This is a genomic window from Pseudomonas sp. B21-040, from assembly GCF_024748695.1.
In the GTDB taxonomy this organism is placed as follows: Bacteria; Pseudomonadota; Gammaproteobacteria; order Pseudomonadales; family Pseudomonadaceae; genus Aquipseudomonas.
On the sequence record NZ_CP087176.1, the window covers coordinates 2,143,338 to 2,170,015 of the forward strand.

Below are 26,678 nucleotides of genomic sequence, written 5' to 3' on the forward strand. Positions count from 1 at the left end.
AGACAATCAGATGATGAACGTAACTATTTTGCATGGCTACAGTGCGTCCAGTTCGGGTGATGGTCTACTCGTGGATTTGGCAATAGCCACGGTGCAACGCAATTTTGGTGCCGGCACTTTAATCAACGTAGTTGCGTCAGACCCTCAATCATTTAGCTATCTTTCCTGTAAGCGATATGAGGCGCCGGTCATGGCGGCTAAGGGATTCGGAAGGGTGAGGGAAGCTATTTTCCTTAAACAGTCTTATGTCCCCCTTGCCGATCTTTTGAATACCAGCGATCTGGTTGTCGGGGTGGGCGGTGGGTACATGCGCTCAAAAAGTACCTTTGAACACTTCAAGCTGAAACTGGGTCATGCCAAACAGCTTGAAACCGCGATTTTGAGCAAGGTACCGACGGTTTACCTCCCACAAAGTATCGGTCCGTTCCATGGCGAGAGCAGCAAAATCGTAGAGCACTACGCCAGCGCCGATGCGGTATTTGTCAGAGACAACCGGTCTTCGGAAATTTTCCAGTCCAATGAGAATGTCTACTGGGCGCCGGACCTGGCGATCCAGGCGTTAGCGAAAAAGATACTGCTGCAGCCCAAGTTTATCCACTGTGCATCATCTCCTGCCGTGGTCTGTGTTGTTCTACGCAAGCCGTCGCACTGGAGCAAAGAGAAGAAAGTCGCCTACGTTGCAAACCTGAAGCTTCTATTGAGGAGATTAAGGGCGAAAAGCCAAGTGGTCTGCGCTGTGCAAAGCACCGTCTGCGGCAATGACGATGGCGCGTTTTATCGCGAACTTGGCATTACCGAAGACCTGCTGCCTTTGAAGGCAACACTTGCGAAATATCAGCCGGATCTGGTTATTTCCGTGAGGTTACACGGGGCTATCGAGGCGCTCCTGGCCGGTGTACCCGCGTTCCATATCAGTTATGAACGCAAAGGTTTTGGGGCGTATCAGGACATGGGAGTGGAAGACTGGGTGATCAACGAAGGCGATATCAATGTCGATACCATCATCGACACTGTTTACGCCCCCAACGCTCTATCGAGGTTTGCCAAGAAACTCACGGATACCTGTAAAGAAATCGAAGCCAAAACAGTGCTGATGGACAATATCATCAAAGGGGTTGTTCGATGATATTTCGGTTGTTGCTTAGGGGGACTGCATTAGGCGCGAAGTTTTTGCTGGTGTTGGCCATCACTCATTACCTGGGTTATGACGCATTAGGCTTCTACGGCGTCGTGGTGATCGCTCCTTTGCTAGCCTCGAAGTTTTACAGCGTCGGGTTCAGCTCTGAAATCAATCGGTTGATCAGCATCGGGGGCAGCTCCCGATTCGTCATCGATAAAGTACTGGTCTTGTACTTGGCCGTCGGATCGTTGTTTTCGGTGGTCACAGTCATACTCTACTCACTCTTCAGCGATGTTCCGGCGAGCACCGCGTTGATCGCCTGCGTCATGCTGCTCCTGATCACGGAGCATCTGTCCTTCGAAATTAACTCCTTTGTTTTTTCTGCGCAAAAAGCCAATTGGGGAGCGTTATTGTTCTTCATAAAAACCGGGCTCTGGGCGCTGATTGCTGTGGGAGGGCTAATGACGGGCGTGGTGTCCAGCATTGCCAGTGTTCTTTGGTTATGGGTGATCAGCAACCTTCTGGTGATCGTGGCCGGATACTTTATTGTGGTGAATGTACATAAGGGGAGGGAGGTCAGTGCCCTCACGACGGCTTCTGTCTGGAAAGCCGGATTGCCCTTTTATCTGGGCGACGGTTTGATGTTATTGAGTCAGTTTGCCGAGCGTTTTCTGATTGTGGACCTTGAGCCGTACGACAGCCTTGGCAAGTACGTGTATGCCTGGTCTGCCGCTAACACCCTGCAAGCGCTGTCTTTTGCCGTTGTTGCCGTCGTTGGCATTCCCGTGCTCGCCAAGCGTTATAAGAATAATCAACAGGCACTGACGGTCCGGCAACTGTTCTTCAATCAATGGGTGTTGCGCTCGCTGGTCGTTTCCTGCGCAGTTGCTGTGCTGATTTATGCCTTCTTTAATGTTGTGCTCGATTATGTGGACGCGGCAGTTCCGCGTCCGGATAACGGGGTTTTGTGCATCCTGATTTTCTCGTTTGCGCTGCGAGCAGTCGGCGACATCGTATGGGGAGGTCTTATTGCGTCGAAGAACAATCGGGTGTCGTTGGCCAGTGCGGTGATTTGCCTGCTGATTTCACTGCCTGTCAGCTATGTCCTTATTAAACACTATTCAATTTATGGGGCGGCCTGGGGGAACGTTTTCTCGATTACGGTGCAGCTGGTCGTTGTTGCTTTGCTGGCCAGGTTTGCCCAGGCGAAGGGGGCGTTGTAATGGCTTTATCTCTGCCTTCCATAGAATTTCGCGGTACAAAGCTGGATTCGTCGATCTCACTCCTGATTTTGATGTGCGGTCTTTTTCTGTCCGTAGCAATGCCGCTGCTGGTTCACCGAGAACCGGGCCCGGATGCGATGACGTTGTGGTCGTCATACGCTCGTTCAGACTACTGCAATTTCTGGAATCCCTTTTCGCCAGACCGGTCTTCTTACGATTGCACTGCTTACGTGCTACGTCCCACCGGCATCAATCTGGACAATGCCTGGGCCTACGGGATGATGTGCAACTTGTTTCTCACGTCTATCCCGATCTTTATCTTCAGAAGAATACCGCTGACGATTTTTCTGACCCTGTGTCTGTGGGGGGTGGTCAGGTCGTTCTTTCTCGATAACCTGACCAAGGAAATCATTGTTTCGGTGGCGATGATTACCATCCTGGTTTTTTCATTTTCGAAGCAATACAGAGTGGGCTTTTTTCTCTCTGCGCTGTTTTACGGCATCTTGGTTCGACCCTACTGGATACTGTTTTCGCTGGTCTGGGTTGGCGTGTGTGTCATGAAGAAGCGTGTGTCACGTTTCAGCTTTTTCCTGATGTTGTTCACGTTCTATTTGGCCATCGCGACAGCGATTCAGATGCTCGCCGGCTATTCGGTTTCGTCCATTCGAGCCAATAGTAACGAGCAGCGCACACTGGGCGAAGAGGGCTCAAAGTCATTGATTGTGTCGTGGATTAACGGCGGCGACTTCGTTTCGCAGGCCGTGGATTCGATGAGCATCTTTTTCAGGTTGTCTTTCCCGGTGGAGTTAATCCTTCTTTCCGGCCTGGGGCAGATCATCTTTGTCGTCCTGATGATGATGACCTCGTTGCTGATGTTCAAAATGATGACGTCGAGTCACTACAAGGGCTCAATCATCGAACCCAAAGTCAAAGAGCTTATCGCTATTCCGCTGTCCTTTTTATTGGTGCAGGGCCTGTTTGAACCTGACTTCGGATCGTTTGCCCGACATTTCTCCATGGTGGTTCCGGTTCTGTTTGTGGGGCTGGGGTTGCAGTTGCGCTCAAAAAAACCTGAGTCGCTTGAATCAAGCGTCTTGAACTGAGGTTTGTGGTTTATGCAAAGCAATAAGAAGTCGTTGGAAATAGAAACACTCAGAGGGCTGGCATGCCTGCTGCTGGTGCTCTATCACGTGATAGGGCCATTAGGCGGCGGATTGAAAATCGACCTGGGATCACCTTTTCGAATCCTGGCCGATTCGATGGTGTACGTCCGGATGCCGTTGTTCACTTTTATATCGGGCTACATCTATTCGATTTACAAAATCAGAGGCAACGACTTTTCCGCTTACTGGCGTGGCAAGGTAAGAAGATTGATCGTGCCATTGTTTTTTGTCGGTATACCATTTTCGGTGCTGCAGGTTGTCGGGCCGGGGGTAAACAACGACTTCGGGTTAATAGACGCCTTGTTGTCGTTTTACGTGCCGATTAACCACTTCTGGTTCTTGCAGGCGGTTTTTATCATCTTTATGTTTGTCGGATTTCTTCAGTGGCGCGGCTGGTTGCAGACGGCGACACGGTTGTACCTGTTGTTTTTGTTTTCCGCAGTGGTGTTCTTGATGCCGCTTTTTCCAGTCGATGCCTTTGGCATCAATGGCGCCATCTATTTGCTGCCGTTCTTCGTGACGGGGATGATTTGCCACGAAAAGGGCAATGAATTAAAGCAGTCCCTGAAAGTGATCGGGCCCGTCGTGTTCGTCTTGATATCGGTCGCACTGCTCTACATTGCCGCCGTGGATCGCGAGCTCATTGTCGATCGCAGAAGCCTTGTCGGATTGCTCGTTGGCTGTGCCTCCTGCATCGCGTTGTTGTCGAGTGACATGCGCTCGAAAGCGCTGATCTGGCTCGGTGGATATTCCTACGCGATTTTCCTCTTTCATGTTCTGTTTGCGGGCAGTTCACGGGTCGCGTTACGTCGCTTGGGTGTCACCGATGAAAGCGTTTTGGTTGTTGGCGGTGTGCTGTTCGGATTGTTGGGGCCCGTGGTGCTGTCGAATGTTTTCAGCCGTTTCGCCATCACATCGACTTTGTTTTTGGGCGAACGTGCGATCAGCAAAAAGACCCCGGCGAAAGGTCTGAACGTGTCTCGCACCTGAACACCAAAGCAGGTTTCCTGTTAGATAGATGAGCCAATGGTCTATGTCGATGATGTGCGTCCTGTCCCGGCTCCGGTCATCGAGGTGAGAAGCTCACGCGAACCGCTTGCCGGACTGGGCAAGGGTAAAGCGGGGATGGTGCTGGACATCTCGGTGATTGGCGACAGCTATAGCGCCGGGCAGAACTTTTATCTGAATGGCCTCACTCAACGATTGGCGAAAGACTTTGGTTTCGCCGGGCCTGGTTATGTCGGGTTTAACCACGGCGTAGCGCTCGGCGGTACGAACTTCAAGTACACCCGCAGCAATCAGCAGTACTTCGGTGGTGATTGGAGCGTTTCCAGTCTTGGGCAAGCGAGCCCGGACAGTCGCACTGTTACCGGGAAGGCGGGTGCTTATCTTGAGATCGATTCCAGCCAGACGGCTGCGATTGATACGTCCATTGCCCACGCCAACTTACTCTACTTGGGAAACGGCAAAACCAGCGAGATGAGGTATCGGTGGACACCTTCAGGCCCGTGGCATCCATTGACGATAGCGGGGGCCGGTGTTCAGGAAGTGCAACTAAGTGTCCCCGCCAGTGCTGACTGGGCGCTAAGGCTCGAAGTGGTGAAAGGTGCGCCGACATTATTTGGCTTGTGGCTGGCCAATGACCGGGGCGGCATCAGGGTCTCCAAACTCGCTGCTTCAGGTGCCACCTCCGGTGACTTTTTTAAAAGCGACAACCAATGGCAGACCCAGTGGAAGGCCGTCGTTTCAAAGATACCGGCAGACGTTTACCTGATTATGTTGGGCGGCAATGATCAAGGGTTTGGCGTTAAGCCCAAGGATTATCTTGAGAACATGAAAGGCTTGGTGCAGATGGTTCGCGAGGTTCATCCGGCGGCGAGCATCAATGTGATCTTGCGTCAGGACACAACACGTTCCAGTACCTATCCGATGTCGGACTATGCCCAAGCACTTGAACCGTGGGCGCGTTCGCAGAACGTCGCCTATTGGAGTTTGCAGTGTGCGTTCGGTGCCGACTTCAAACGCTATGCCAGTGACGGGCCGACCCCCATGATCGGCCCGGACAAGATTCACCCCATCCCGGGTTCGGGAGGTCGGCTTATTGCCGATTACTTCTATCGACTGCTTGTCGGTGAATTGCCGTGTGGTGCCGCTTCAAAGTAATCCTTCACCGTTCAAAGTGCTCCAGCTGACTCAGCAGTTCTGCGGTTTTCAGAGGCATGAGTTCGGGATCACACCGCGTTTCAACATTGATGACGATCGCCGGGTCGCTGTAGCGAATGCGAACCCGGAATCGCCAATCGTTGAAAATCACTTTAAGCCCTTCGCGTTCATCGATATCCAGGGCCTTGTCGGCATACAGACTTTTCAGGTGAGCCAGGAGGGAAAGCGGGTCCCTGATCGGGCGATGGATATCGCCCGAAGAGGGGAACACCCCGATACGTTCAACCAGCAGGGTTGTGCCCAGCCAGGCAGCAGTGTCGAAGGATAACGATGGCGCTTTTGACAGCCAGGCCATCATTCCGAAGTTGCTCGCTTTCAGTTCGGTGTCTACCGAGCGTTTTGCAGTGGTCATAGTGGCCTGCCTGGATGAAAGAGTGTGACGGAGGGCTCCGCAAGGTGAGCGGTGAGTGTGCTGAGCCGATTGGTTAAAGGCCCTTGAGATACAGCTGCTCATAACAAAAGTTGGTGGCGTCGATATAGCCTTCTGCACCACCACAATCAAAGCGCAGGCCTTCGAACTTGTAGGCCAGCACGCAGCCATCTTGCGCCTGCTTCATCAGCGCGTCGGTGATCTGGATTTCGCCGCCCTTGCCGGGCTGGGTATCGGCGATCAAATCAAAAATGTCGGGGGTCAGAATGTACCGGCCGATGATTGCCAGATTGGACGGTGCGTCCTCGGGGGCGGGTTTTTCAACCATGCTGTTGACGCGGTAGATCCCTTCGGAAACCAGTTCGCCGGCGATCACCCCGTATTTGTGTGTCTGATCCCGCGGGACTTCTTGAATGGCCACGATCGAGCAGCGAAATTTATTGTAGAGCTTGATCATCTGCGCGAGCACACCGTCACCTTGCAGGTTCAGGCACAGGTCATCCGCCAGCACCACGGCAAAGGGTTCGTCACCGATCAAGGGGCGACCGCTGAGAATCGCGTGCCCCAGGCCTTTCATTTCGACCTGGCGGGTGTAGGCGAAGGTGCAGGTTTCTATCAGCTCTCGTGTGCCGGCCAGAAACTTTTCTTTCTCGGTGCCGCGAATCTGGTGTTCCAGTTCATAGCTGATATCGAAATGGTCTTCCAGTGCGCGCTTGCCCCGACCGGTAACGATGGCCATGTTCTGCAAACCGGCGTCCCGTGCTTCTTCAACGGCGTATTGGATCAAAGGCTTGTTGACGATCGGCAGCATTTCCTTTGGCATTGCTTTTGTTGCAGGCAAGAAACGCGTGCCATAGCCGGCGGCGGGGAACAAGCATTTACGAATCATAGATATTTCCTGGAAAGTCATTGTTCACAGCCACACAGAAGAGGGTGGCCATGAGTTTGGATGTTTTACGATGGTTGTACTTTAATACCTGAGGCGTGGTTTGATGGCAATTAATGGCATGTGCAGAATGGGGTAAATGTTATTAGTTGTCGGGTCTGCCTGTATTTGGTTAGTTTTAGTCGGTGTCTATTAATAGTGTCGGTTCTTGTGAAGTGCTAATAAGTCGTTGGCGTCAATTTCTTGCGTGCGCTAATTGCTTTAAATATGGCATGCAGTTGAATACTTCAATACCCCACTATGGACCGCTCTATGAAGATTCTGGTAACGGGTGGAACCGGTTATATCGGTTCGCACACCACTCTTGCGCTGCTTGAAGCAGGCTTCGAAGTGGTTGTGCTGGACAACCTTTGCAATAGCTCTGATGCCGCCCTTCATGCGGTTGAAGCCATTTGCGGAAAATCCGCCTTAATGATTCACGGGGACGTGTGCGACAGAGCGTTGCTGGACCGGATTTTTCAGCAGCACTCCATTGATGCTGTTCTGCATTTTGCCGGGCTCAAAGCCGTAGGTGAAAGCGTGCGCAAGCCGCTTGAGTATTACGAAACCAACGTTTGCGGAAGCATTACGCTTTGCCAGGCGATGTCTGCGGCCGGTGTATTGCGGTTGGTATTCAGTTCATCGGCCACGGTGTATGGCGCGCCTGAGCAGATGCCGATTCGTGAAGACTTTCCGACGGGCACGCCCACCAATCCCTACGGGCAATCCAAGCTGATCATCGAAAACGTATTGCATGACCTGTGTGCGGCGGACCCGCGCTGGAGCATCGCACTGTTGCGTTATTTCAATCCGATCGGTGCTCACGCAAGTGGGCAAATGGGGGAAGACCCCAACGGTATTCCCAACAATCTGGTGCCGTACATCAGCCAGGTTGCCGTCGGCAGTCTGCAGGAGTTGTCGATATTTGGTGACGATTACCCCACCGTCGATGGCACCGGCGTACGCGATTACATCCACGTCGTGGACTTGGCTGATGGTCATCTCAAAGCGTTGCAGTCGATCTCGGCGCGCACCGGGATCAATATCTGGAACCTGGGCACTGGCGATGGTTACAGCGTTTTTGAAGTACTGCGGGCATTTGAGCAAGCGTCGGGGCGAGCGGTGCCTTATCGGATGATGCCGCGACGCTCGGGCGACGTCGCCGAGTGTTGGGCCGACCCCTCTAAAGCGGCGAAGGAGTTGGGTTGGAAGGCCACACGGAATTTGCAGGAGATGATGACCGATACCTGGCGTTGGCAATCGAATCATCCCGGGGATACGTCGATTGAAACTGATGGGCGGGCCTTCAACGGCCTGTTTTTCTGCTGAACTGTTATATCAGGCTTCGATGTTATTTATGGTCGGGAAAATTGACTGGAAACCCATCCGGCAAGTCCGTAGATATAAAGAACTCGCAGGAAGGAGTTTGATATGAAAAAGATGATGGTAATAGCCTTGTTGTCCATGATGAGCAGCTGGGTACTCGCCGTAGAAGAACCTCTCACTCTGGAAACAAAAGTGTTGGGTGACGTGACCGCTGGACAAGCCGTACTGGCAAGTACCGCACTGGTTGCCGGTGCCGTGGCCGCCTCCAACAGTGGTGGAAGTTCCAATGGCGGCACCACCGGGACAACAGGTACTACCGGGACGACCGGCACCAGTAACTAAGAAATTTCGCAGGTGTAATGCAAGATTGCCCGGCTAACACTGGGCGATCTTGTTTTGTATTTGCCCTTGAATAGCGTAGTGCCTTTATGATTCGTAGTGTTCCTTTTTTAATGCTGGCAAGTATTGCTTTGCAAGGTTGCATGTTTTCGCCGGGTCAACATCTGAGCACCAGTGATATCACTCGCGAAGGGGCCAGCGAAAGCAGTCGGGTCGAGCTGATTCCAATTACCCCCAAGCTCATCGCCATGGACAGGGCCGCACCGATCGATAAGCCACTGCCCGCGGAATTACTGACGGCACCCGCCGAGTACCGCATCGGTAATAACGATGTCTTGTACATCACGGTGTGGGATCACCCCGAGTTGACTGCACCCTCAGGGGCGCAGCAGCAGATCGATGCAAACGGACGACTTGTCCGTTCCGATGGCACGCTCTACTACCCCTATATCAAGGAAGTCCAGGCCGCCGGCAAAACCATCCAGCAACTGCGATCCGATATCGCAGAAAAGTTGTCGACCTTCATCTCTGATCCGCAAGTGGATGTCGCCGTGTTGCGTTTTGCCAGCCAGAAAGTGGTGGTGTCGGGCGCCGTATTGAAAGCAGGTCCTCAAGCGATTTCCACCACCCCGCTCAATGTTGTTGAAGCCTTGGGTTCCGCCGGCATTGACCCGCTGAATGCTGACTTGTCCGGGTTGCTGTTGACGCGAAACGGGCGGGTGTATCCGCTCAACCTTGATGCGCTCAATCAACAGGATGCGGCGTTGCAAAAGGTCTACCTCAAAGGCGGCGATCAGTTGTACCTGCCGTACAACGACAGCAAAAAGATTTATGTAATGGGCGAGGTCAATCAGCCACGCGCGTTGACGTTCAAGACACGCACCATGAATCTTTCTGACGTTATAGGTTCGGTAGGGGGATTGAATCAGGCCACCTCGAACGGCAACGCCGTGTACGTCATCAGGGGCGTAGAAAACCTCGATGTAGAACCCGCCAAAATCTTTCAGCTGCAAGCTGAGTCGCCTGCCGCCATGGCACTCGCCACTCACTTCGATGTTCGCCCCCAGGACATCGTTTATGTGGGACCTGCCAACGTCACCCGCTGGAACCGCTTCATCAGTCAATTGGTGCCTTCGGCCGCGATTCTGGGCATTGGCGCTGCCGCACAAAACAACTTAAGCGAAGCTAACAACCGATAAGGTCTGGTCCAACTGTGAGAGCGTTGAGAGTTAGCGTCTGCTTGATGGCGGCGTTGCTGTTGTGTGGATGTAATCCGCTGATGAAGGCCACGCTGGCGAACTTCAAAGCCGTGGCCGGCGGACCTGATGATCTGGAGTTGACCCCGGCTCAAGTAGCCGAAGTTCACTACCCCCAACTCAAATTGACCACCCCTTCCGGCGTAGGGGTGTTGGCGATGGTGCGTGAACGAGGTGACTTGCAGTACTGGGTCGCGTCCGGCAAGCAGGTGTTGTTGCTGCGCGATGGCCTGGCAATTCGCAGTGTCGGTCTTGGCGTCGGAGGGGATCTGGACGGGACCCGTTTTGAAGCGGTCTCGCCATTCAAACAGGGGCTTCATCGGCTGCCCGATGGGTACACCAGCCAGCGCTGGATCGATCTTTATCATGGCTACGAAGTGGGTGTCGTCGTGAACAGTCGCTTCACGCGACACCCCATGGAAACCATCAGGATTCTGGACAAGGAATACGCTGTGATGCGTGTTGATGAGCATATTGATGCGCCGCTTATTGGACTGCACGCGACCAATCATTATTGGGTCAATCCGGATAACGGTTTCATCCTGCAGAGCGAGCAGCAACTGACAGCGCAACTCAGGGTGACGATCGTTCAACTGACCTCTGAACGCAGGGCTGTCCGTTGAAGTTTCCCAAGGTGTTATGGACGTGCCTGTGGTTGATCTCCGGCGGCGTGAGTGCAGCTGTCACCGTCAGCGGTGACGTGCGCAATCCGGGAGTGGTCGAACTGCAACCCGATGGTCGAGTGCTGGACGTGATCCGCGTCGCGCAACCCAATCCTGAAGGCTACTGGATGGCGGCAGGGTGGCTGCGACGGTCATTGCTCGAAGAGCAGACTCGGCTTAAAGCCGGAGTCTTGTTCGACTTGAAGGTGTTGCAACGTACCGCGTTGCTCCTGGAGCGAACCAGCCGGGCGACGTTGGCGTTGCGGATGTACGAGCAAGTCAGCTACTTGCCCGTCACGGGGCGCCAGGTGGCCGTCCTGGATCCGGTCGCGGTAGAGGTCGGGTTCGCTCGCAATTTCCGCCTCGCTGACGGCGACAGCCTGATCTACCCGATGCGCTCCAGTGTGGTTGAAGTGCTGGGTGCTGTCGCCGAACCGTGCCGGCTCGCGTATCGCGCGATGCAGGAGGCGCGTGACTACCTGCAAGGGTGTGCACCGCTTGCCGATGCTGAAGCCGATTACCTCTGGATCATTCAGCCCGATGGCGTTATCCGCCGGGTCGGCATTGCGCCGTGGAATCGCGAAAGCGGGCAGGTGCCTGCCGCGGGCAGCAAAATCCTGGTCCCTATCAAAAACGATGATCTTAATCCGCCTATACCTGAACTGAATCAGCAGTTGGCCGAATTTCTTGCCACGCAACTGGCTGAGGTGGTTCCTTGAATTTACGTTTTGCAGCGGTATTGTTGTTGCCATGTGGTTTGGTTCATGGAGAACCGCGATTTACTCAGAGTGATTTTGGCGGTGTGGGCTTGATGCAGACACCGACTGCCCGGATGGCTCCGGCCGGCGAGCTGAGCGTGAATGCCAGTCGAACCAGTCCCTATAGTCGTTACAGCGTTTCACTGCAGCCATTTGAATGGCTGGAAGGCTCGTTTCGCTATACCGCGATCACCAACCGTAAATATGGCCCCGAGTCGTTGAGTGGTGACCAGAGCTATAAAGACAAGGCTGTGGACGTCAAGCTGCGCCTTTGGCAAGAAAGCCATTGGGCACCTGAATTGGCCGTGGGTTTTCGCGACGTTGGTGGTACTGGTCTGTTTTCCAGCGAATACGTGGTGGCCAACAAGCGCTATGACGACTTTGATTTCAGCGCGGGTGTTGCCTGGGGTTATCTGGGGAATCGAGGCGATTTTGAAAACCCGCCAGGTTGGGTGGATGACCGCTTCAATACTCGGCCACAAAGCGAAGGCACGGGCGACGTCAATACCAACGCCTACTTCCGTGGTCGACCCTCTTTGTTCGGTGGCGTGACCTACCAGACGCCCTGGGACCCGCTCAGTCTCAAACTCGAGTACGAAGGCAACGACTATAAAAACGAGCCGAAGGACAACCACATCAAGCAAGACTCGCCCATCAACATTGGCGCAGTGTTCAAGCTGACCGATTCGGTTGATCTAAGCGCTGGCTGGGAGCGTGGCAATACGGCCATGTTCGGCATCACCCTGCACACCAACTTCGTCAGCCGCAAGGCGCCGGCCAAGACCTACGATCCGCCAGCGGAGCGCCTGCCGGCGCATGCACCCGCGACTGCGCCGGATCAAGTCAACTGGGCCAACGTGTCCCAACGGCTGCAAAAAAATGCGGGCTACAACGTTGAGCGCATTGCCCAGCGCGGCTCAGAGTTATTGGTGTACGGCGAACAGTCGAATTATTTCTATTCGGCAAAAGCCGTCGGCCGGGCCAGCCGGATTCTGGACAACAGTGTTAACGACGATATCGACTGGTTTACCGTGGTCAACAAGCGCTACGACATGCCGCTGGACGAAACCAGTGTGCCTCGCGAGACCTTTCGCGAGGTGGTCAACAATGAGGAGCCATTGCACAGTCTGCACCGTGCGACTGAGGTCAATAACCCGCTCCCGCGCACGGAGACCACGCTCTATACCGGGGCGCTCGATCCATTCAAATATGGCATCGGGCTGGGCTACAAACAGAACGTGGGCGGCCCTGATGGGTTGCTCTATCAGTTGACTGCCGATGTGGACGCCGAGTACCGCTTCACGCGCAATATCTGGTGGAGTGGCCTGCTCAGTACCAATCTGGCCAACAACTACGATCACTTCACCTACGACGCGCCAAGTGGTTTACCCCGGGTGAGGACGGACCTGCGCAAGTACCTGACGACCTCGGATGTCACCATGCCGACGTTCCAACTCAATCACGCTGAACGGCTGGATAAAGACCTGTATGGCATGGTCTATGGCGGCTACCTGGAGTCGATGTTTGCCGGCGTTGGCGGTGAGGTACTGTTTCGTCCAATGGGGCAGCGCTGGTCTGTCGGCGCGGACCTGAATTTCGTGCGTCAGCGCGAGTTTGACCAAGGCTTCGGCCTGCGGGATTACTCGACCGTTACGGGCCACATCACCGGTTATACCGACTTGCCTTTCGAGGCTCAGGCGGCTGTCAGTGTCGGTCGTTACCTGGCGCGGGATTGGGGCGCTACGGTCGATCTGTCACGGGAGTTCGCCAATGGTGTGCGATTCGGGGCCTGGGCCACGTTGACCACCGCAACGAGTGAGGAATACGGCGAGGGCAGTTTCGACAAGGGCATTTACATCTCCATACCGTTCGACGAAATGATGAGTATGTCGACGATGCGTCGCGCCAATATCGTCTGGTCCCCACTGACCCGGGACGGTGGTGCACGGCTCAATCGCAGTTACTCGTTGCACGCCATGACCGATAGCCGTGACACCGATCTGTTCTACCGCAACTTTGACAAGATCACTGAGTGACTGCGGGCGATCTACAGGGCAATCAGCGCTGTAGATCGCACCCGGATCAACCGCAAGATGTGGCGCAGAGTTCTCTGCGCTATCTCCCCCCAAGACACCAATGCAACACTGAGCCCGGGAATCCCTGAGGTGGTTGGTCGTACTTGAGTGGCCATCAGAGAGCCCAATCGGCGCCCACGAAAAAGGGGACTTGCATCCCCTTGTCGAGCTTGCCTGTGTCCAACTACCAAGCCATCAGTAAATATCTTTAGACAGCAGGGTGAAGGGCGTCTTCACCAGGATCTTCAGGTCCAGCCACAACGACCAATTGTTGATGTACTTGAGGTCGATCTCGACGCGTTTCTGCATCTTGTCGAGGGTGTCGGTCTCGCCGCGGCAACCGTTGATTTGAGCCAGCCCGGTAATCCCCGGTTTGATTCGGTGGCGCGCCATGTAGGCGAGAATTTTCCCTGAGTAGTAATCATTGTGTGCAACGGCGTGCGGACGTGGTCCGACAAGCGCCATTTGGCCTTGCAATACATTGAACAGTTGCGGCAGTTCATCGATCGAGGTGCGGCGGATAAAACGTCCCACTGAAGTAATCCGTGAATCGTTACGACTGGCTTGCTTTACTTCATGATCATCGTGCACGCGCATCGAGCGAAACTTCCAGACCTGGATCACCTTGCCGTTCCAGCCGTGACGGTCCTGCTTGAAGAACACCGGGCCAGGCGAGTTGAATTTCACGGCCAAGGCAATGAGCAACAGTAGTGGGCTCAGCAGAACAATGGCCAAGAGCGCAACGCCCTTTTCCAGCAGGCTTTTACTCAATGCAGCGGTGGGCTGGCTGGTCAACGGGCTTTCATTCAAGTAAATCGCCGGCAAGCCGTCCACGATACTCACAGAATGATTAAGCAGTGTCAGGCTATTCAAGTCCGGCACCCAGACCACGTCTACGTTAGCTCCCAGCAAATCGATATACATGGCTTCGATTTTTGCCGCTTCACTCAGGGGCAGCGTAATGTACAAGCGTCGGATGTCATGGACTTTGATCAATTCCAGCAGTTGCTCTTGCGGACCCACAATACGCGGTGAACCCATTCCCGGCGGGAGCGAGGTATCCGTGCTGACCAGTCCCACGAGTGGGGAGTGTTCCAGGCTACGAAGGTTCCTGGCCAGTCCCAGCGCCAGCTCGCCAGTACCCACGATCAGGGTCTTATGCTCGCGTTGTAGTGACCTTCGATAGTATTGCGAGAATCCGTGCAGTGGGACGTACAGCAGGGCTTGCCCGATGTAGCCGCATGCGGCCCATATCAGGATAAGTTGACGAGAAAACAATTCGTCAGCCTTACAGATAAACGCCACACAGGCTAACGCGGCCAAGGTCATTGACCACCCCATCAGCAATCGTCCCAAGCCTGTCAGGTAGTTATCCTTTTTTGCATAGACACCACACCACGAATAGGCGGGAACCGAGGCAAGCACAGTAAGAATTGCGCACACTCGATAATAAAACTCTACCGTTCCGGTCTTGTAATAAACCAATGAAAATAACAGGGCAATAACAAAGCCCTGACCCAGTGCCCATTGTCCCCAGAAGGTCAATCCTTTGAGGTGGGTATTTCGATTGATACGAAGATTGTTAACCATGCGATATCCCCAAAATACGTCCATTTGCGCGTCGACAGACAACAGCCAAAGTTGATGAAATAGGCGTTATTATTTTTATAAGTTGGCAAAACATTGACGACCGAAACGCCACTGTGCGGCGTACTCGTCAGTGAATAGGTTAAATTATTGGGGAGAGGGCTGTCTGACGACTTCTAACGAGTAGTTAGTTTCTGCGTCCATTAGCCTGGACGGTAAAGTGTTAGAAATAGTCGATAATGTGCGGAGGGCGGCGGAGTATTACTAGAGGAGTTTGTTTTGGCGCCAACGAGGGACTAGTGTGCTTTTTATTTTTGTAATGCACGATCAGTCTGGTTGTTATGTTTACTCAGTTGAGGCCTTTTCCTCGAATGATTTTTTGTATAAGGCAGTAGCCGCGGTTCCTGACCGCGCGGAAAAGACGCTCGCCATTGCTGGCATTTTTAAACTTTTCCTGTAATCGGCTAAGGCACATTTCGAGACCTCGATAATATTCGGGCTCTCTGCCAATGCTCCGAATAAGATCATCCTTGCTGACCACGCGATCGTCATGGTGCAACATTCTTTTGACCAGTGTGGCCTCCAGGCCCGTCAAGACAATCTCGATGTCATCTTTGATTAAGGCGCCGTTGCCATTGCTCAGTCGCCAGGCATCTGCATAGGGGGTGTGCGGTTTGGCCGTTTTGGAGAGGGTGTCTCTGGTTTCAACTGCAAGTGAATGGATGTTGTCAAACCGAGAATCGGAATGAGCCACTAGCCATTCGGATTCAAACATCGAAAGTATGCGTTGCGTATCGTGTTTAATAACAGGTGGGACAATGTTGTCCAAGTGAGGGGGAATGAATTCCATGAGTTTAGGGGCGGAAGAGGGCATGACAACACCTTCGACAAACATTTTTGCCTGTGACGTGCCAAATGAGTTGTATCGCTCGCTTGACAGTAATTCCTCAAGCTCAAGTTGTAATGCCGGGCTATGAGTAACTACGACAAAATATTTTCTGGGGAGGGGTGTGCGGCTTTCCATGTCTTCTCTCCTGAAGTGCACTCTCGGTTTTAATTTAAAAGTATGTCGGCGGGGGAGTAGTGGCTCCCTTGGAAGTAATCAAAGGGCAGTGCACGGGCCAATATATGGCTGGCGGCATGCTCGACTCTGTCAGCTATAAAGACGACTTTTGTAGTGTGAGTCAGCATGGTCATACGTTCATGCAGTCGATTGAATAACTCGGGGTTGCCAGTCAGTTTAAGGCCAGAGTCTAGGGTTGAAAGGGAGATTTTTATATAGTCGAATAGATTCAGGGTTGTAAAGATTTCGATACTTTCGTCGTGGATGTTATAGCCATCGAAAGCGATTTCTATGCCGTGATCTTTCAACAGATATACGTTGTTGAGGATTTTCTTTTTGTCGGTGAAGCTGATCGCCGAAAGAGGCAGCTCATTGAGAGCGATAGCCAATGTCTGACCGAAATTGCGCAGCGCATCGTTGCACTGTATCAACTCTTCGGTGAGGGCCGCACTGGTGAGATCTGATTGTGCTACGCATACAAAACGTCGGCTTAAGTACTTGTTTTCGCTAGTGGCATTTTGATCTTTTAGCGAGAAGGCAATCAGTCGAGTATGCATGAGTACTTCACTGTAGATGCCACTCATCTGATGCAGCGGTGGCGTACAGGATGCACGAGTAGGCGAAACCTGACTGTCGTCAAGTTGTATTCTGATCTCACTGCCAAATGGGCAGTCATCGCGAGCGAGGATCAGTTGTCGAGACAAGTAATGACTTGCACGATTGACGTGAGACACGCTTCCCGTTGCGTTCATACAGCAGTAACTCCCTTGCACATTAATCATCAGGCGGTCGAGATCAGACCCCTGATTAAACGATATCCATGACCACGAATACTTTGAATAGCGTTCGTGCCATACAGGCCTTTTATTTTTCCGCGAAGGCGGCTAATGGACTTTTCCAAGGCCCTTGGATCATAAAAAGTTATATTGAGGCCCATGATTATGGCGATTTCATCATGACTCAATATTTGGTTTTTAGTTTCGGAGAATGCTTCAAGAATCTTCATTTCAGAAAACGAAACATCTAGTTTTTTACAGTCTCCGATCAGACACATGCGAGTCGGATCCAGGAGTAGATTATGCTGCTTTTTCCATTCGGCGCTATTAAAAAACTCGGAAATCACGTCCGGGTTTTCCTCAGTTACAGTGTCAAATTTAATGCAGTGATCGGCTCCGGCAAGATAGTATTTCATCTTGTTGAAGGTGCCTTTTCCGGTGATGGCTACTACAATAATAAGTGCATGGTTACCGGCGCGAATGTTTTCAACCAAGGTGAGGCTTTCAGCAAACGCCTGAGGGATGTCAATGACAATAAAAACTGCGCGATACGAGTGGAGGTCCTTGTTTTGTTTGAAGGGGTTGCTGTAGCACATCGTATCAACGGATATATCATCGGTGACGTGGTGTACTACTAAAGTCTTAAAGCTCTCCACTAACGTATGGGTCCGTCCGATGGTGAGAATACCGGTCATTTCCTTTGTATGGTTGTGACGGGTAGTCGTTATTTTCCTTGTAAGCATCATGCTTTGACTCGGCTGGGTGCTGACATTTGAATGTTAAAGCACCAATTCTCATTTGTGACTGACAATTGGTAACATTTCATTGGTTTTCCTAGCGGACGGCATAGTTTTTTTTAACATTGCTGGTGAGGAAGACGTGAATCTTTGCGCTCGTGTGTGGGAGGTGACGATTGAGGAGGGAGTGTCATTGTGCCATCTTTTGCTGTGATGTCCTGCATTTTCAGATCGATTCGCTATGGGGTCGGTTAATGCTGCTGTTACTTGGATTGTTGTTGGGGTGCTATGAATTACCATTGCGTGATTGCTTAATTGGTTAGTTTGAGTTTTTCTACGGTCATGATCTATCCGCTTTGTGCCGATACATAACATCGAGTATGTTATTTGTGGCGCTGGACAATTATTAACATTGGGTTTTAATTTTGGAGTGGATGCGGTTTACTTTCTCCTTGGCGATACATTAAAAAGCACGTCAGTGTGTGCTTTTGACGATGAGGGGGAGCAATGGATTTTTTGACTACCGTAAAGGTATTGATTTTAGGGGTGGTCGAAGGGCTGACGGAGTTTTTGCCCATATCAAGTACTGGGCACCAAATTATTGTTGCAGACTTGCTCGATTTTGGCGGCGAACGAGCGATGGCTTTCAATATCATTATTCAACTGGGCGCCATACTCGCGGTCGTCTGGGAGTTTCGTCGCAAGATCCTCGAGATCATCACAGGCTTGCCGACTCAACGTAATGCACAACGTTTTACTTTGAACTTATTGATCGGTTTTCTACCGGCCGTTGTCCTGGGCGTGTTGTTCGCCGATAAGATCCATGAATATCTGTTTAATCCAATCACCGTGGCGGTGGCATTGGTAGTGGGCGGCATCATCATGTTGTGGGCTGAGCGACGAGAACATGTGGTGTATGTCGATCACGTTGATGATATGCGCTGGACCGACGCCCTTAAAGTCGGCTTCGCCCAATGCCTGGCGATGATCCCGGGCACCTCACGTTCTGGATCGACCATTATTGGCGGACTGCTGTTTGGGCTGTCACGCAAGGCCGCAACCGAGTTTTCGTTCTTCCTGGCAATGCCAACCATGGTCGGTGCCGCGGTCTACTCAGGCTACAAATATCGGGAACTGTTCCAGGCCGGCGACCTGCCGGTGTTTGCCTTGGGTTTCGTGACCGCGTTCTTTTTCGCCATGATTGCTGTGCGCGGCTTGCTCAAGTTCATCGCCAGCCACAGTTACGCTGTATTTGCCTGGTACCGGATCGCATTCGGTTTGTTGATTCTGGCAACGTGGGTAGTCGGTTGGGTTAACTGGACTGAAGCGGCAGCACTCTGATACGTGCACCAGGCTGAAGACATACAGCCTGGTTTTCGTAAATCCAGACGGCTAACCGTTAACGTCCCTCAAGTAACTCCGCTGCTTGATCCAGCAACGCCAAAGGCTCTTTGGCCTTGTGAATATCCACCGACAACAGCTGCCGAAACTTGCGCGCCCCCGGAAACCCGGTGCCCAGCCCCAGCACATGCCGAGTGATGTGGTGCATCGAACCGCCCGCATCAATGTGCGCCGCTATATAAGGCCGCAACTGCGCCAGCGCCTCGGCCCGAGTGATCACCGGTGCCGTACTGCCAAACAGTTGCTGATCCACTTCAGCCATCACATAAGGATTGTGATAAGCCTCGCGGCCCAGCATCACGCCGTCGAACGTTTGCAAATGTTCATGGCAGGCTTCCAGCGACTTGATCCCGCCGTTGAGAATAATCTCCAGGTCCGGAAAATCCTTCTTCAACTGCGCTGCCACGTCATAACGCAGGGGCGGAATGTCGCGATTCTCCTTCGGCGACAACCCCTCCAAAATCGCAATTCGCGCATGCACGGTAAAACTCGTGCACCCGGCATCCCGCACTGTGCCGACGAAATCACACAGTTGCTCGTAACTGTCCCGCCCATTGATACCGATGCGGTGCTTCACCGTCACCGGAATCGACACCGCATCACGCATCGCCTTCACACAATCAGCCACTAACTGCGGATGCCCCATGAGCACCGCGCCGATCATATTGTTCTGCACCCGATCACTCGGGCAGCCGACATTCAGATTCACCTCGTCGTAACCGTGCTCCTGTGCCATGCGGGCGCAGGCGGCAAGGTCCAACGGGACACTGCCGCCGAGTTGCAGGGCGAGCGGGTGCTCGGCTTCGTTGTGACGCAGGAAGCGATCGTGATCACCGTTGAGCAGCGCGCCGGTGGTGACCATTTCGGTGTAGAGCAGGGCGTTTTTCGACAATAGGCGTAGGAAAAAACGGCAATGGCGGTCAGTCCAATCCATCATGGGGGCAACGCTAAACCGTCTAGACACCGCAGAGCCTTTGTTTACATGGGGTGTAGCAAGATTCTGTATCATTTTGCTCTACGTGTTTGAGGCCGGTTTTCGGGGGTAAAACGGCGTTTTGTACCAGTGACTGGTACAATGTACCAGTCAATTTTGCAATTGTACCAAGGTGACCATGGCCACGATCAGAGCAAGGAAACGCGCCGACGGCAGCGTCAGCTACACCGCACAGATACGCCTGTCTCGTGATGGTGCGCAAGTTTACCAAGAGAGCCAGACCTTCGCTCGAAAAGAGGCCGCGAAGGCCTGGGTTCGTAATCGCGAGGCCGAGTTGGATCAGCCAGGCGCCATCGAGCGAGCAAACCGCACGGGCGCGACGGTCAAGGAAATGATCGAGCGCTACTTGGCCGAAATGAAGAAAGTTCGACCTCTGGGCAAAACCAAGCTCGCCACGCTCAATGCCATCGGCGAGTCATATTTCGGCGAGCTGAATGACAAAGACATCAACAGCCAGAAGTTGGTGGAGTATGCGCTGTGGCGTATGGGGAAAGAGGGCGGAGACGTCAAACCCCAGACCGTCGGTAACGATCTCTCCCATCTGGGTGCAGTGCTTTCAGTGGCTCGCCCAGCGTGGGCTATGAGGTTGACCCGCAGGCGATGGGTGATGCCCGAAAGGTATTGAAAAAATTGGGCTACAACATGCGCAGCCGCGAGCGCGACCGCCGTCCTACGCTGGATGAACTTGGTCGACTGCTGACGTATTTTCAAGGCATCCAAGCCCGCCGTCCGACGGCTATTAACATGCTTAAAGTAGCTGGGTTCGCGCTGTTCTCAACACGCCGGCAAGAGGAAATCACTCGGATTAAGTGGGCCGATCTGGATGAGGTTGGCCATCGTGTACTGGTTCGCGACATGAAGAACCCTGGTCAGAAGATCGGCAATGACGTCTGGTGCCATTTACCACCAGAAGCCTGGGCCATTCTTCAATCCATGCCCAAAGAGCGGCCCGAGATCTTTCCATACAATGCAGAGTCAGTGTCCATGTCCTGGGCAAGAGCTTGCCAGTTTCTCGAAATAGTAGACCTGCACTTTCATGACCTGCGGCACGAAGGAGTCAGTCGGCTGTTTGAAATGGACTGGGACATTCCCCGAGTGGCGAGTGTTTCGGGGCATCGAGACTGGAACTCAATGCGCCGCTACACGCATTTACGTGGCCGAGGTGATGCCTATGTTAAGTGGGCGTGGAAGGAAAAAATCTTGCAGGCGCCGGTGACACTCGGCGCCCGACTGTTCAAATAATTCTGCTATTGCGCAGTGCGCTGTTTAACTGGTTGCTCTCTTTGATCGCAGCAGCGCGCTGCACATCCAGATAGTCGGCAAGGTCGGTAATGTGGACGCCTTTGGCGCTCTTCTGGCTCGCTTCCATTCGTGTGATCGGAATTCTTATTTGTCCTGCCATCACCTTGCGCTGGAACATGTCAGTGGTGAGGTGGGTGAAGTAGTCCTTGCAGACGCGGTCGAGGGGAATGACGACTTGGCCATTGTATTGAGCCATGAGGACGAACAGAGTTTTCATTGCGTTGTTCCTTCAACTGAGTTGAGCCGTTACGCCTTCTGGAACACCCAGCAGCGCACAGTGGTTGGTTTCTTGGCCATCGAGTTGTTCGACGCTTGGGACGCGCGGACAATGCTGTAAATGGCTTTATTGATGTCCAGTAACTTGTGGCTACGGCTATCGACAAGCAACGCCCGCAGCGTCTTTAGGTCAGCCAAGTTCTGTCGATGCTCACCGGCTTTTTCGGCAAACTCGTTGAGGTTGATGGCGATGAGTTTCGAATCGGTGCTGTGATTGACCTGCGGGCCTTCTCCCAGGCTTTCGAGGTATTCATAGACCTCCCAGAATTCCGCCACCAGCGGATGGTCAGCGCTGATCGCAGATTGTCGCTCCAACGCCATGGCGGTGAGTTGCCGGTAAGTTGTGACCACCTGGTTCTCATCCAGCGGACAAATCAGACGCAGGCAATCAACCAGGGCCATCATCTGGCTGTGGTTCTTGATAATCCGCTCCACGCGGATTTCCTTGATCTGTCGCAGTCGCCCCTCGTGCACGAGCACACGCTCGGCGAATTTCGACAAGACCTGCGGTTCAGCACGCACCGCCAGCACCAGAAAGTGGCTGAGCTGTTCAACCGGAATTACGTTGAGATTGTCGGCGGCTGCGCGGCTCTCAGTGGTAACTTCAGGCCGCGCAAAGTGCGATTTTATAATCCGGGTAAGGATGGCTTCAGACGCGCTGACATCGGCGTTCTGGCTGATGGCGATAGCGCCACGGAACGGCGGTTCATACGTCTCATTGCCGCTGGTCTTCATGCCCTTGGTGCCGAGCGTGCCGCCGCCGAAGAAGTCTTTCAGCTCATCCCAGTCGAAGCTTTTTGCATGGGCTTTGTCTGGCTCATTGCGGTCACCCTCGATCAGCACCACCGGCATGTTCGACACCTGGCCCATGGCGCGCTGGCGGCCGGCGCGAGTTGATTTCGAAGGATCAAATCCTTCGTGTTCGCGGCCCAGCAATTTCCATAGAAAGGTCAGCAGGGTGGTTTTGCCGGCACCGGCTTCGCCCGTGACTTCGAGGAACGGAAAGGATTTGTACTTGGCCCGAATCTGTTCGGCGAACAGCGAACCGAACCAGAACGCCAGGGCGACGATTCCCTTGGCGCCGAAACACAACCACAGCATCGGCAGCCAGTCAGTCCGGTACTGCTTGTGATCCCGCTGAATATGCATCTTGATCGACTTCTGCAGCGTCTTCAGCCGCAGTTTCCCAAACTCGAAAAAGTCCTCCTTGTTCACCTCACACACCAGCCCATTACGCATGGCCACATCACCAAACACGTAAGCGCCGTATTCCTTGCTGTAGCCCACGTAATCAATCGTCTCGACGGTTTTCAATCCGTAGAGCTGGTCTTTGAGGATCTTGTCCAGCTGTTTGCCGCTGCCGGTGAACACTGCACCAGCGGCCATGCTCAGCAGACGCCTCTTAAATTCGCTGGCCGCCGCAACCTGACCACCGGTGAAGGTGTTTTTGACGCTGCCGCCGTCATGAGGGAAATCGATACGGTAGTAGTACCAGGACTCATCGGTGACGTCGTTGCGCTGGAAGTACAAAGCTTGCGGGTAGCAATTCGCGATCTCCACCACGCCGCCACACTGGCGCAACGCTTTGGCCCGGCGCTGCTTGTCGCTGAGCTGCAGGTCTTCATGGCGCTCGGATGTGTCCAGCGCCTGCATGGCCTTGTTGAATTTATCCAGGTCCATCTTGAACCAGTACAAGCGGCTCTCGTACCCGAAGTGAAACTCATGGCTTTCACGCCATTCGTACATCAGCACGCCTTTCTCGGCGGCGCTTTCGGCAATCAGTAGTGCACCGTAGTGGCGGGCGGTCCTCAGGTCTTGTTGAACTTGCTCGGCGCGTTGCTCGATGTCCTCGATGAATTGCCAACGCTGGTGCAGGTCGTTCCAATCGGCCTTGCGGTTGTCGGGTTGCGGGATCTGCGCCGCGTCGCAGGCATAGCCTAAGGCGCGCGCGTCGCGGACCCAGCGTTTGGTGTAGCGATGTGCACCGGGTTCGTTGTCCAGCGCCCAAACCAGTTTGGGCAGCTTGCCACCGCGCTGGCGAGAGAGCTCTTTGAGCGATGTTTCCGGGAACGCGTTGGAGGACATGGCCGACACCGCGGCGATGCCGTGATGGGCCAGGGCAATCGCATCAAAGATGCCTTCGACAATCCACAGCTCTTTGACCTCCAGCAACTCAACGCAGGGTGGGCACCACCAGGTGCCTCGGTAACTCTCCCCGGGCTGAAAACGGGCTTTCATCTTGCCGAAGCGATGCGGTCGATCGATCAGCCGCTCCCAGTAACCGCCTTGATCAAGCGCAAAACGTACCGTCGCGCTGCCGGCGTTCAACTCGCCCGAGAAGTACGTCTCCTGGGTGAACCAGCCTTGAATCAGCTCAAAGCGAAAGCCCCGGGCAAACTCCAGATAGGCGCGGGCGGTCGCGGTGGGGAACTGATCGGAGGAGGGCGCACGCTTGCTCCAGTCGTCGAACAGGTCCTCATAGATCTCCTTCAGGTGCCAACGCTGCCCACACTTACTCTCGCGGCCACAGATGATCAGCCAAGGGTTGGAAGCGCGGGTGTAGAGTTCTTTTTTCCCGCATGCGGGGCATCGGCCACCGCGCAGGTAGTCGGTGCTGAGGCGTTTTTTCAGGCCGTAGTCGTTGGCAAGGCGCTGCAATACTTCCGCGCGAAGCGTGTGTGATAACTCCTTCACGATCAGCACCTTCGGCCGAGGCTGAACGAGAGCGCGCCGATCAATCGCTTCTGCGCCGCCATCTTTGGGAAGGTCGCGATCAGTGCGTCATGCCGTAAATGTTCGGGCACCGCAATGAAGCGCTCTTCATACCAGTGCGCGTTGAACTGGTTGGCATAATCCGCACGCAGCGTCTCAAGCAACATTCCCGCTTGTTCACGGGGCAGGGTGGTGAAGATATTCACGTCGTTTTCCATGCTAGCCTCAAATTTTTGGCGCACCTCACCCAAACCCATTGCGGCATAGGTGTGAGGCTTGTTGAGCTGGGGGTTACACGGTGTTTATCAGGCTGCGGCCTGAATCTCACTCCACGCCAAGTGCACCAGCTTTGTTGCGGTGCTGGTGGGCACTTCAAGGGCCACGATCAGATGGCGAACGCAGCTTTCAAAGAGCTGATCGGAGTCAGACAGGTATTGCGCCTGGTGGCGCAGCAGATACGCACGAGCGGCTTCCTGCATGCTGGTGCGGTAATCCTGAAAAGAATCTTGCGTGAGGGTCATGGTGCGGTCTCCGATCCTTGGTTTGGCAGCAATTCCAGCTGATCGCTGGCGTGTTTCATGGCTTCGCGACGCAACGCCGTGTCAGCCAGTGGGAGCTTGACGGTAGGGTTGGCCATACCGCTTGGGCTCATCTCATGAGTCATCTCGAATTCAGCGCGTACCGACCAGCCGCAGGCTTCATTGGTGCATTGCAGATAAGCGACGCGTAAAAATATATGGGTCCCTTCGCTGGTGCGTATCCGCATTCGGGAGAGGCAATGAGGGCAAACCAGTTTGTAAGTGCTCACTTAATGCATCCTTGCGCTGTTCTGGAAACGTAGTAGAGCCTGTGCCTCATTAATCGATAGTGCCTTCCTTGATGCCCAGCAATACGGCGGCTCGATGTGCCTGCCCGCGGCGCCCTTTTTTCCGTCCATTCAACAAGTCGCTGACCAAGTTGCTGTTTAGCGCATGCTGACGAGAGAACTCAGCGAGGCTAATCCCTTTTCGATCAAGTGCTGCTCGGGCTTGCTCGGTAGTGAGAGGGGCGGGCATAGTGTCCATTCGTGGGCATCCGGGTTGAATTTTTCGCCATTATGCCCAAACATTTTGGCCTGTAAAGGGTGAAAGCTTGAATAGTTGTGCATCTAAAGAACACCTGGACGTTGCCGTAGGTGAGCGCCTGCGTGAAGAAAGGACGCGACTGGGGCTTAATCAAGAAGCCTTTGCGCAACTGGGAGGCATCACCCGCAATACCCAGGGCAGTTACGAAAAAGGCGAGCGAAACGCTGATTCTGTCTACCTCTCTGCCGTAGCCGCAGCCGGTGTCGACGTGCTGTACGTCTTGACGGGCGGGCGTTTGCTACGCGCTGTTGAAGGACTGGACGAGGCCGAAGAGCGGCTAATCCAGCAGTTCAGAACGCTGTCTGATTATGACCAAAAAGCTGTGCATCGCATCGTCGGCGCTATGTCCGAAGTCACCAGTCTTTCAAACGCCAAGAAATAACTCGTCGATATTTAAAACATTCGTTACGACGGATTTCATTTTGATTTTTCACACTCCTAAGTAACGTTGCGCCTGCAATCACTTAACGGAGTAGTGTGCATGTTGGATCAGGATGAAAAAGAGAACATTCGCAGAGATAACACCACTAGCGAAAATTCTGAGCTAACACAAGATGAGTGGAAACTTCTTACATGGTACAGAGAAGTGCCTGAGGCGGATCAGGGCTATATCCTGCATATCGCGCAGACGCTGGCGGCACTCTGACCGGTGTAGAACGATAACAAAGCCAGTTAACTAGTTTTTGACTGCACCCAGTACTCTTCAAAGAACCCGGCTATCCACCGGGTTTTTTATGCGCGACTCATTTAATACTATTTGGCGACTTTCATGCCCGCCCTCACAGGCCGAGGCGTAACGGCTTTTACCACATCATCAATCACGGCCTTTCCCATCGCCGTCAAATAATGCGCGGCCCAAGCAAAGCGGTCGGTTTCTCTGTCATAAGCCGCGTCTTTTGTAAGCGCTTTGGCCAGGAACAGTAGGTCGGAAGCCATGGCCAAGGCAGCGTCGACAGGAACGCCCGCGCTGACGTGGAACAGTGCGTTGTCTTCGCAATAAATGCAGGGGGTGAAGCCGATGGTTTTAGCTGCTGATGACTCGGTCATTTGTCACCTCCATTGATGAAGCAAGGGAGGTTGAGCGAGAGGGTATAACGCAAGTTGACGGGGTGAGAGGAAAGGCTGAGTGTGTACGGATTTACTGTGTGCATTTGTCTAACTCCTTGACGTGAGGAGCTGCCACTTTTCGTTACCAAGCGAATGGGTGGCAGCTGCGCGCAGGTTGGTAAACCGGGAGTCAAGGAGACCGGCACGCCCGAAGGCGTC

28 protein-coding genes and 1 pseudogene are annotated in these 26,678 nt (G+C 53.6%); 15 read left to right on the top strand and 14 right to left on the bottom strand.

Annotated features, from left to right (window positions below; all coding sequences use genetic code 11):
* Nucleotides 1-13: 13 nt before the first annotated feature.
* Genes LOY55_RS09655 through LOY55_RS09675 form a run of 5 tightly spaced genes read left to right on the top strand, consistent with a single transcriptional unit; the run spans nucleotide 14 to nucleotide 5,669 of the window.
* Nucleotides 14-1,126, top strand: a complete 1,113-nt coding sequence (locus LOY55_RS09655; RefSeq protein WP_309475409.1) for a polysaccharide pyruvyl transferase family protein — start codon at nucleotides 14-16, stop codon at nucleotides 1,124-1,126.
* A complete protein-coding gene (locus LOY55_RS09660) occupies nucleotides 1,123-2,343 on the top strand; it encodes a polysaccharide biosynthesis C-terminal domain-containing protein (RefSeq protein WP_223523346.1) in 1,221 nt (406 codons plus the stop codon). Before LOY55_RS09655 ends, LOY55_RS09660 begins: the two co-directional genes overlap by 4 nt.
* A complete protein-coding gene (locus tag LOY55_RS09665; protein ID WP_109785918.1) occupies nucleotides 2,343-3,446 on the top strand; it encodes a hypothetical protein in 1,104 nt (367 codons plus the stop codon). Before LOY55_RS09660 ends, LOY55_RS09665 begins: the two co-directional genes overlap by 1 nt.
* Nucleotides 3,447-3,458: 12 nt before the next feature.
* A complete protein-coding gene (locus tag LOY55_RS09670; protein ID WP_223523344.1) occupies nucleotides 3,459-4,496 on the top strand; it encodes an acyltransferase family protein in 1,038 nt (345 codons plus the stop codon).
* 36 nt (nucleotides 4,497-4,532) lie between these two features.
* The gene (locus LOY55_RS09675; RefSeq protein WP_223523342.1) at nucleotides 4,533-5,669 is read left to right on the top strand and encodes an SGNH/GDSL hydrolase family protein; all 1,137 of its coding nucleotides are present in this window, start codon (nucleotides 4,533-4,535) and stop codon (nucleotides 5,667-5,669) included.
* A 4-nt stretch (nucleotides 5,670-5,673) separates the two neighbouring features.
* On the opposite strand, the gene LOY55_RS09680 is transcribed toward LOY55_RS09675, so the two are convergent.
* Together LOY55_RS09680 and galU are read right to left on the bottom strand one after the other, a co-directional pair.
* Nucleotides 5,674-6,081, bottom strand: coding sequence for a mannose-1-phosphate guanylyltransferase (locus tag LOY55_RS09680; protein WP_046026959.1), 408 nt, complete (start codon nucleotides 6,079-6,081; stop codon nucleotides 5,674-5,676).
* A 73-nt stretch (nucleotides 6,082-6,154) separates the two neighbouring features.
* Nucleotides 6,155-6,988 (bottom strand): UTP--glucose-1-phosphate uridylyltransferase GalU, encoded by an 834-nt coding sequence (gene galU, locus LOY55_RS09685; protein ID WP_046026958.1) that lies wholly within the window; start codon nucleotides 6,986-6,988, stop codon nucleotides 6,155-6,157.
* A 309-nt stretch (nucleotides 6,989-7,297) separates the two neighbouring features.
* On the opposite strand from galU, the gene galE reads away from it, so the two are divergent.
* The 6 genes from galE to LOY55_RS09715 all read left to right on the top strand — a co-directional run bounded on the left by galE (nucleotide 7,298) and on the right by LOY55_RS09715 (nucleotide 13,401).
* Complete coding sequence (gene galE / locus LOY55_RS09690) at nucleotides 7,298-8,353, top strand: UDP-glucose 4-epimerase GalE (RefSeq protein WP_258667917.1); 1,056 nt, start codon at nucleotides 7,298-7,300, stop codon at nucleotides 8,351-8,353.
* 102 nt (nucleotides 8,354-8,455) lie between these two features.
* Nucleotides 8,456-8,692 (top strand): hypothetical protein, encoded by a 237-nt coding sequence (locus LOY55_RS09695; RefSeq protein ID WP_046026956.1) that lies wholly within the window; start codon nucleotides 8,456-8,458, stop codon nucleotides 8,690-8,692.
* 140 nt (nucleotides 8,693-8,832) lie between these two features.
* Nucleotides 8,833-9,888 (top strand): polysaccharide biosynthesis/export family protein, encoded by a 1,056-nt coding sequence (locus LOY55_RS09700; RefSeq protein ID WP_223523340.1) that lies wholly within the window; start codon nucleotides 8,833-8,835, stop codon nucleotides 9,886-9,888.
* Nucleotides 9,889-9,932: 44 nt separating this feature from the next.
* On the top strand, nucleotides 9,933-10,568 hold the full coding sequence (locus LOY55_RS09705) for a YjbF family lipoprotein (RefSeq protein ID WP_263295610.1): 636 nt from the start codon (nucleotides 9,933-9,935) through the stop codon (nucleotides 10,566-10,568).
* On the top strand, nucleotides 10,565-11,326 hold the full coding sequence (locus tag LOY55_RS09710; protein ID WP_223523338.1) for a capsule biosynthesis GfcC family protein: 762 nt from the start codon (nucleotides 10,565-10,567) through the stop codon (nucleotides 11,324-11,326). Before LOY55_RS09705 ends, LOY55_RS09710 begins: the two co-directional genes overlap by 4 nt.
* A complete protein-coding gene (locus LOY55_RS09715; RefSeq protein ID WP_109785911.1) occupies nucleotides 11,323-13,401 on the top strand; it encodes a YjbH domain-containing protein in 2,079 nt (692 codons plus the stop codon). Before LOY55_RS09710 ends, LOY55_RS09715 begins: the two co-directional genes overlap by 4 nt.
* Before the next feature lie 234 nt (nucleotides 13,402-13,635).
* On the opposite strand, the gene LOY55_RS09720 is transcribed toward LOY55_RS09715, so the two are convergent.
* From LOY55_RS09720 to LOY55_RS09735, 4 genes are all read right to left on the bottom strand, one after another.
* Nucleotides 13,636-15,030 (bottom strand): undecaprenyl-phosphate glucose phosphotransferase, encoded by a 1,395-nt coding sequence (locus LOY55_RS09720; RefSeq protein WP_046026952.1) that lies wholly within the window; start codon nucleotides 15,028-15,030, stop codon nucleotides 13,636-13,638.
* Between the two features lie 346 nt (nucleotides 15,031-15,376).
* A complete protein-coding gene (locus LOY55_RS09725) occupies nucleotides 15,377-16,051 on the bottom strand; it encodes a helix-turn-helix domain-containing protein (RefSeq protein WP_046026951.1) in 675 nt (224 codons plus the stop codon).
* A 29-nt stretch (nucleotides 16,052-16,080) separates the two neighbouring features.
* On the bottom strand, nucleotides 16,081-16,842 hold the full coding sequence (locus LOY55_RS09730; RefSeq protein WP_109785910.1) for an EAL domain-containing protein: 762 nt from the start codon (nucleotides 16,840-16,842) through the stop codon (nucleotides 16,081-16,083).
* A gap of 29 nt (nucleotides 16,843-16,871) precedes the next feature.
* Nucleotides 16,872-17,612, bottom strand: a complete 741-nt coding sequence (locus tag LOY55_RS09735) for a winged helix-turn-helix domain-containing protein (protein ID WP_408980977.1) — start codon at nucleotides 17,610-17,612, stop codon at nucleotides 16,872-16,874.
* A 498-nt stretch (nucleotides 17,613-18,110) separates the two neighbouring features.
* Between LOY55_RS09735 and LOY55_RS09740 the strand changes: the two genes are divergently transcribed.
* Entirely contained in the window at nucleotides 18,111-18,944 is an 834-nt protein-coding gene (locus LOY55_RS09740) for an undecaprenyl-diphosphate phosphatase (RefSeq protein WP_258667918.1), read from the top strand.
* 58 nt (nucleotides 18,945-19,002) lie between these two features.
* Here the strand turns inward: LOY55_RS09740 and dusA are convergent, their stop codons facing one another.
* Nucleotides 19,003-20,013: a tRNA dihydrouridine(20/20a) synthase DusA gene (gene dusA, locus LOY55_RS09745; RefSeq protein ID WP_258667919.1), complete on the bottom strand. Its 1,011-nt coding sequence runs from the start codon at nucleotides 20,011-20,013 to the stop codon at nucleotides 19,003-19,005.
* Between the two features lie 103 nt (nucleotides 20,014-20,116).
* Between dusA and LOY55_RS09750 the strand changes: the two are divergent.
* Nucleotides 20,117-21,240 (top strand): annotated as a pseudogene (locus LOY55_RS09750) (site-specific integrase).
* On the opposite strand, the gene LOY55_RS09755 reads toward LOY55_RS09750, so the two are convergent.
* From LOY55_RS09755 to LOY55_RS09780, 6 genes are all read right to left on the bottom strand, one after another.
* Entirely contained in the window at nucleotides 21,233-21,517 is a 285-nt protein-coding gene (locus LOY55_RS09755; RefSeq protein ID WP_258667920.1) for a pyocin activator PrtN family protein, read from the bottom strand. The pseudogene LOY55_RS09750 and the gene LOY55_RS09755 sit on opposite strands and share 8 nt — an antisense overlap.
* Before the next feature lie 29 nt (nucleotides 21,518-21,546).
* Nucleotides 21,547-24,270: a bifunctional DNA primase/helicase gene (locus tag LOY55_RS09760; RefSeq protein ID WP_258667921.1), complete on the bottom strand. Its 2,724-nt coding sequence runs from the start codon at nucleotides 24,268-24,270 to the stop codon at nucleotides 21,547-21,549.
* Between the two features lie 2 nt (nucleotides 24,271-24,272).
* Nucleotides 24,273-24,506 carry a hypothetical protein gene (locus LOY55_RS09765; RefSeq protein WP_258667922.1) on the bottom strand — a complete coding sequence of 78 codons (234 nt, stop codon included), beginning with the start codon at nucleotides 24,504-24,506 and terminating at the stop codon, nucleotides 24,273-24,275.
* 87 nt (nucleotides 24,507-24,593) lie between these two features.
* On the bottom strand, nucleotides 24,594-24,809 hold the full coding sequence (locus LOY55_RS09770; protein WP_258667923.1) for a hypothetical protein: 216 nt from the start codon (nucleotides 24,807-24,809) through the stop codon (nucleotides 24,594-24,596).
* Nucleotides 24,806-25,096, bottom strand: coding sequence for an ogr/Delta-like zinc finger family protein (locus LOY55_RS09775; protein WP_258667924.1), 291 nt, complete (start codon nucleotides 25,094-25,096; stop codon nucleotides 24,806-24,808). Before LOY55_RS09775 ends, LOY55_RS09770 begins: the two co-directional genes overlap by 4 nt.
* A gap of 49 nt (nucleotides 25,097-25,145) precedes the next feature.
* Nucleotides 25,146-25,343, bottom strand: a complete 198-nt coding sequence (locus tag LOY55_RS09780) for a DNA-binding protein (protein WP_258668307.1) — start codon at nucleotides 25,341-25,343, stop codon at nucleotides 25,146-25,148.
* A gap of 76 nt (nucleotides 25,344-25,419) precedes the next feature.
* On the opposite strand from LOY55_RS09780, the gene LOY55_RS09785 reads away from it, so the two are divergent.
* Nucleotides 25,420-25,794 carry a helix-turn-helix domain-containing protein gene (locus LOY55_RS09785; protein ID WP_258667925.1) on the top strand — a complete coding sequence of 125 codons (375 nt, stop codon included), beginning with the start codon at nucleotides 25,420-25,422 and terminating at the stop codon, nucleotides 25,792-25,794.
* Nucleotides 25,795-25,893: 99 nt separating this feature from the next.
* Nucleotides 25,894-26,058, top strand: coding sequence for a hypothetical protein (locus tag LOY55_RS09790; RefSeq protein ID WP_258667926.1), 165 nt, complete (start codon nucleotides 25,894-25,896; stop codon nucleotides 26,056-26,058).
* Nucleotides 26,059-26,165: 107 nt separating this feature from the next.
* On the opposite strand, the gene LOY55_RS09795 is transcribed toward LOY55_RS09790, so the two are convergent.
* A complete protein-coding gene (locus LOY55_RS09795) occupies nucleotides 26,166-26,459 on the bottom strand; it encodes a DUF3077 domain-containing protein (RefSeq protein WP_258667927.1) in 294 nt (97 codons plus the stop codon).
* Nucleotides 26,460-26,678 lie beyond the last annotated feature (219 nt).

Coding starts and splice junctions, on each gene's coding strand:
- LOY55_RS09695 (WP_046026956.1), top strand. CDS start 8,456: ATGAAAAAGATGATGGTAATAGCCTTGTTGTCCATGATGAGCAGCTGG.
- LOY55_RS09795 (WP_258667927.1), bottom strand. CDS start 26,459: ATGACCGAGTCATCAGCAGCTAAAACCATCGGCTTCACCCCCTGCATT.
- LOY55_RS09660 (WP_223523346.1), top strand. CDS start 1,123: ATGATATTTCGGTTGTTGCTTAGGGGGACTGCATTAGGCGCGAAGTTT.
- LOY55_RS09725 (WP_046026951.1), bottom strand. CDS start 16,051: ATGGAAAGCCGCACACCCCTCCCCAGAAAATATTTTGTCGTAGTTACT.
- LOY55_RS09680 (WP_046026959.1), bottom strand. CDS start 6,081: ATGACCACTGCAAAACGCTCGGTAGACACCGAACTGAAAGCGAGCAAC.
- galU (WP_046026958.1), bottom strand. CDS start 6,988: ATGATTCGTAAATGCTTGTTCCCCGCCGCCGGCTATGGCACGCGTTTC.
- LOY55_RS09770 (WP_258667923.1), bottom strand. CDS start 24,809: ATGACCCTCACGCAAGATTCTTTTCAGGATTACCGCACCAGCATGCAG.
- LOY55_RS09720 (WP_046026952.1), bottom strand. CDS start 15,030: ATGGTTAACAATCTTCGTATCAATCGAAATACCCACCTCAAAGGATTG.
- LOY55_RS09730 (WP_109785910.1), bottom strand. CDS start 16,842: ATGAACGCAACGGGAAGCGTGTCTCACGTCAATCGTGCAAGTCATTAC.
- LOY55_RS09675 (WP_223523342.1), top strand. CDS start 4,533: ATGGTCTATGTCGATGATGTGCGTCCTGTCCCGGCTCCGGTCATCGAG.
- LOY55_RS09735 (WP_408980977.1), bottom strand. CDS start 17,612: ATGATGCTTACAAGGAAAATAACGACTACCCGTCACAACCATACAAAG.
- LOY55_RS09700 (WP_223523340.1), top strand. CDS start 8,833: ATGTTTTCGCCGGGTCAACATCTGAGCACCAGTGATATCACTCGCGAA.
- LOY55_RS09790 (WP_258667926.1), top strand. CDS start 25,894: ATGTTGGATCAGGATGAAAAAGAGAACATTCGCAGAGATAACACCACT.
- LOY55_RS09670 (WP_223523344.1), top strand. CDS start 3,459: ATGCAAAGCAATAAGAAGTCGTTGGAAATAGAAACACTCAGAGGGCTG.
- LOY55_RS09740 (WP_258667918.1), top strand. CDS start 18,111: ATGGATTTTTTGACTACCGTAAAGGTATTGATTTTAGGGGTGGTCGAA.
- LOY55_RS09705 (WP_263295610.1), top strand. CDS start 9,933: ATGGCGGCGTTGCTGTTGTGTGGATGTAATCCGCTGATGAAGGCCACG.
- dusA (WP_258667919.1), bottom strand. CDS start 20,013: ATGATACAGAATCTTGCTACACCCCATGTAAACAAAGGCTCTGCGGTG.
- LOY55_RS09780 (WP_258668307.1), bottom strand. CDS start 25,343: ATGCCCGCCCCTCTCACTACCGAGCAAGCCCGAGCAGCACTTGATCGA.
- LOY55_RS09655 (WP_309475409.1), top strand. CDS start 14: ATGAACGTAACTATTTTGCATGGCTACAGTGCGTCCAGTTCGGGTGAT.
- LOY55_RS09665 (WP_109785918.1), top strand. CDS start 2,343: ATGGCTTTATCTCTGCCTTCCATAGAATTTCGCGGTACAAAGCTGGAT.
- galE (WP_258667917.1), top strand. CDS start 7,298: ATGAAGATTCTGGTAACGGGTGGAACCGGTTATATCGGTTCGCACACC.
- LOY55_RS09765 (WP_258667922.1), bottom strand. CDS start 24,506: ATGGAAAACGACGTGAATATCTTCACCACCCTGCCCCGTGAACAAGCG.
- LOY55_RS09755 (WP_258667920.1), bottom strand. CDS start 21,517: ATGAAAACTCTGTTCGTCCTCATGGCTCAATACAATGGCCAAGTCGTC.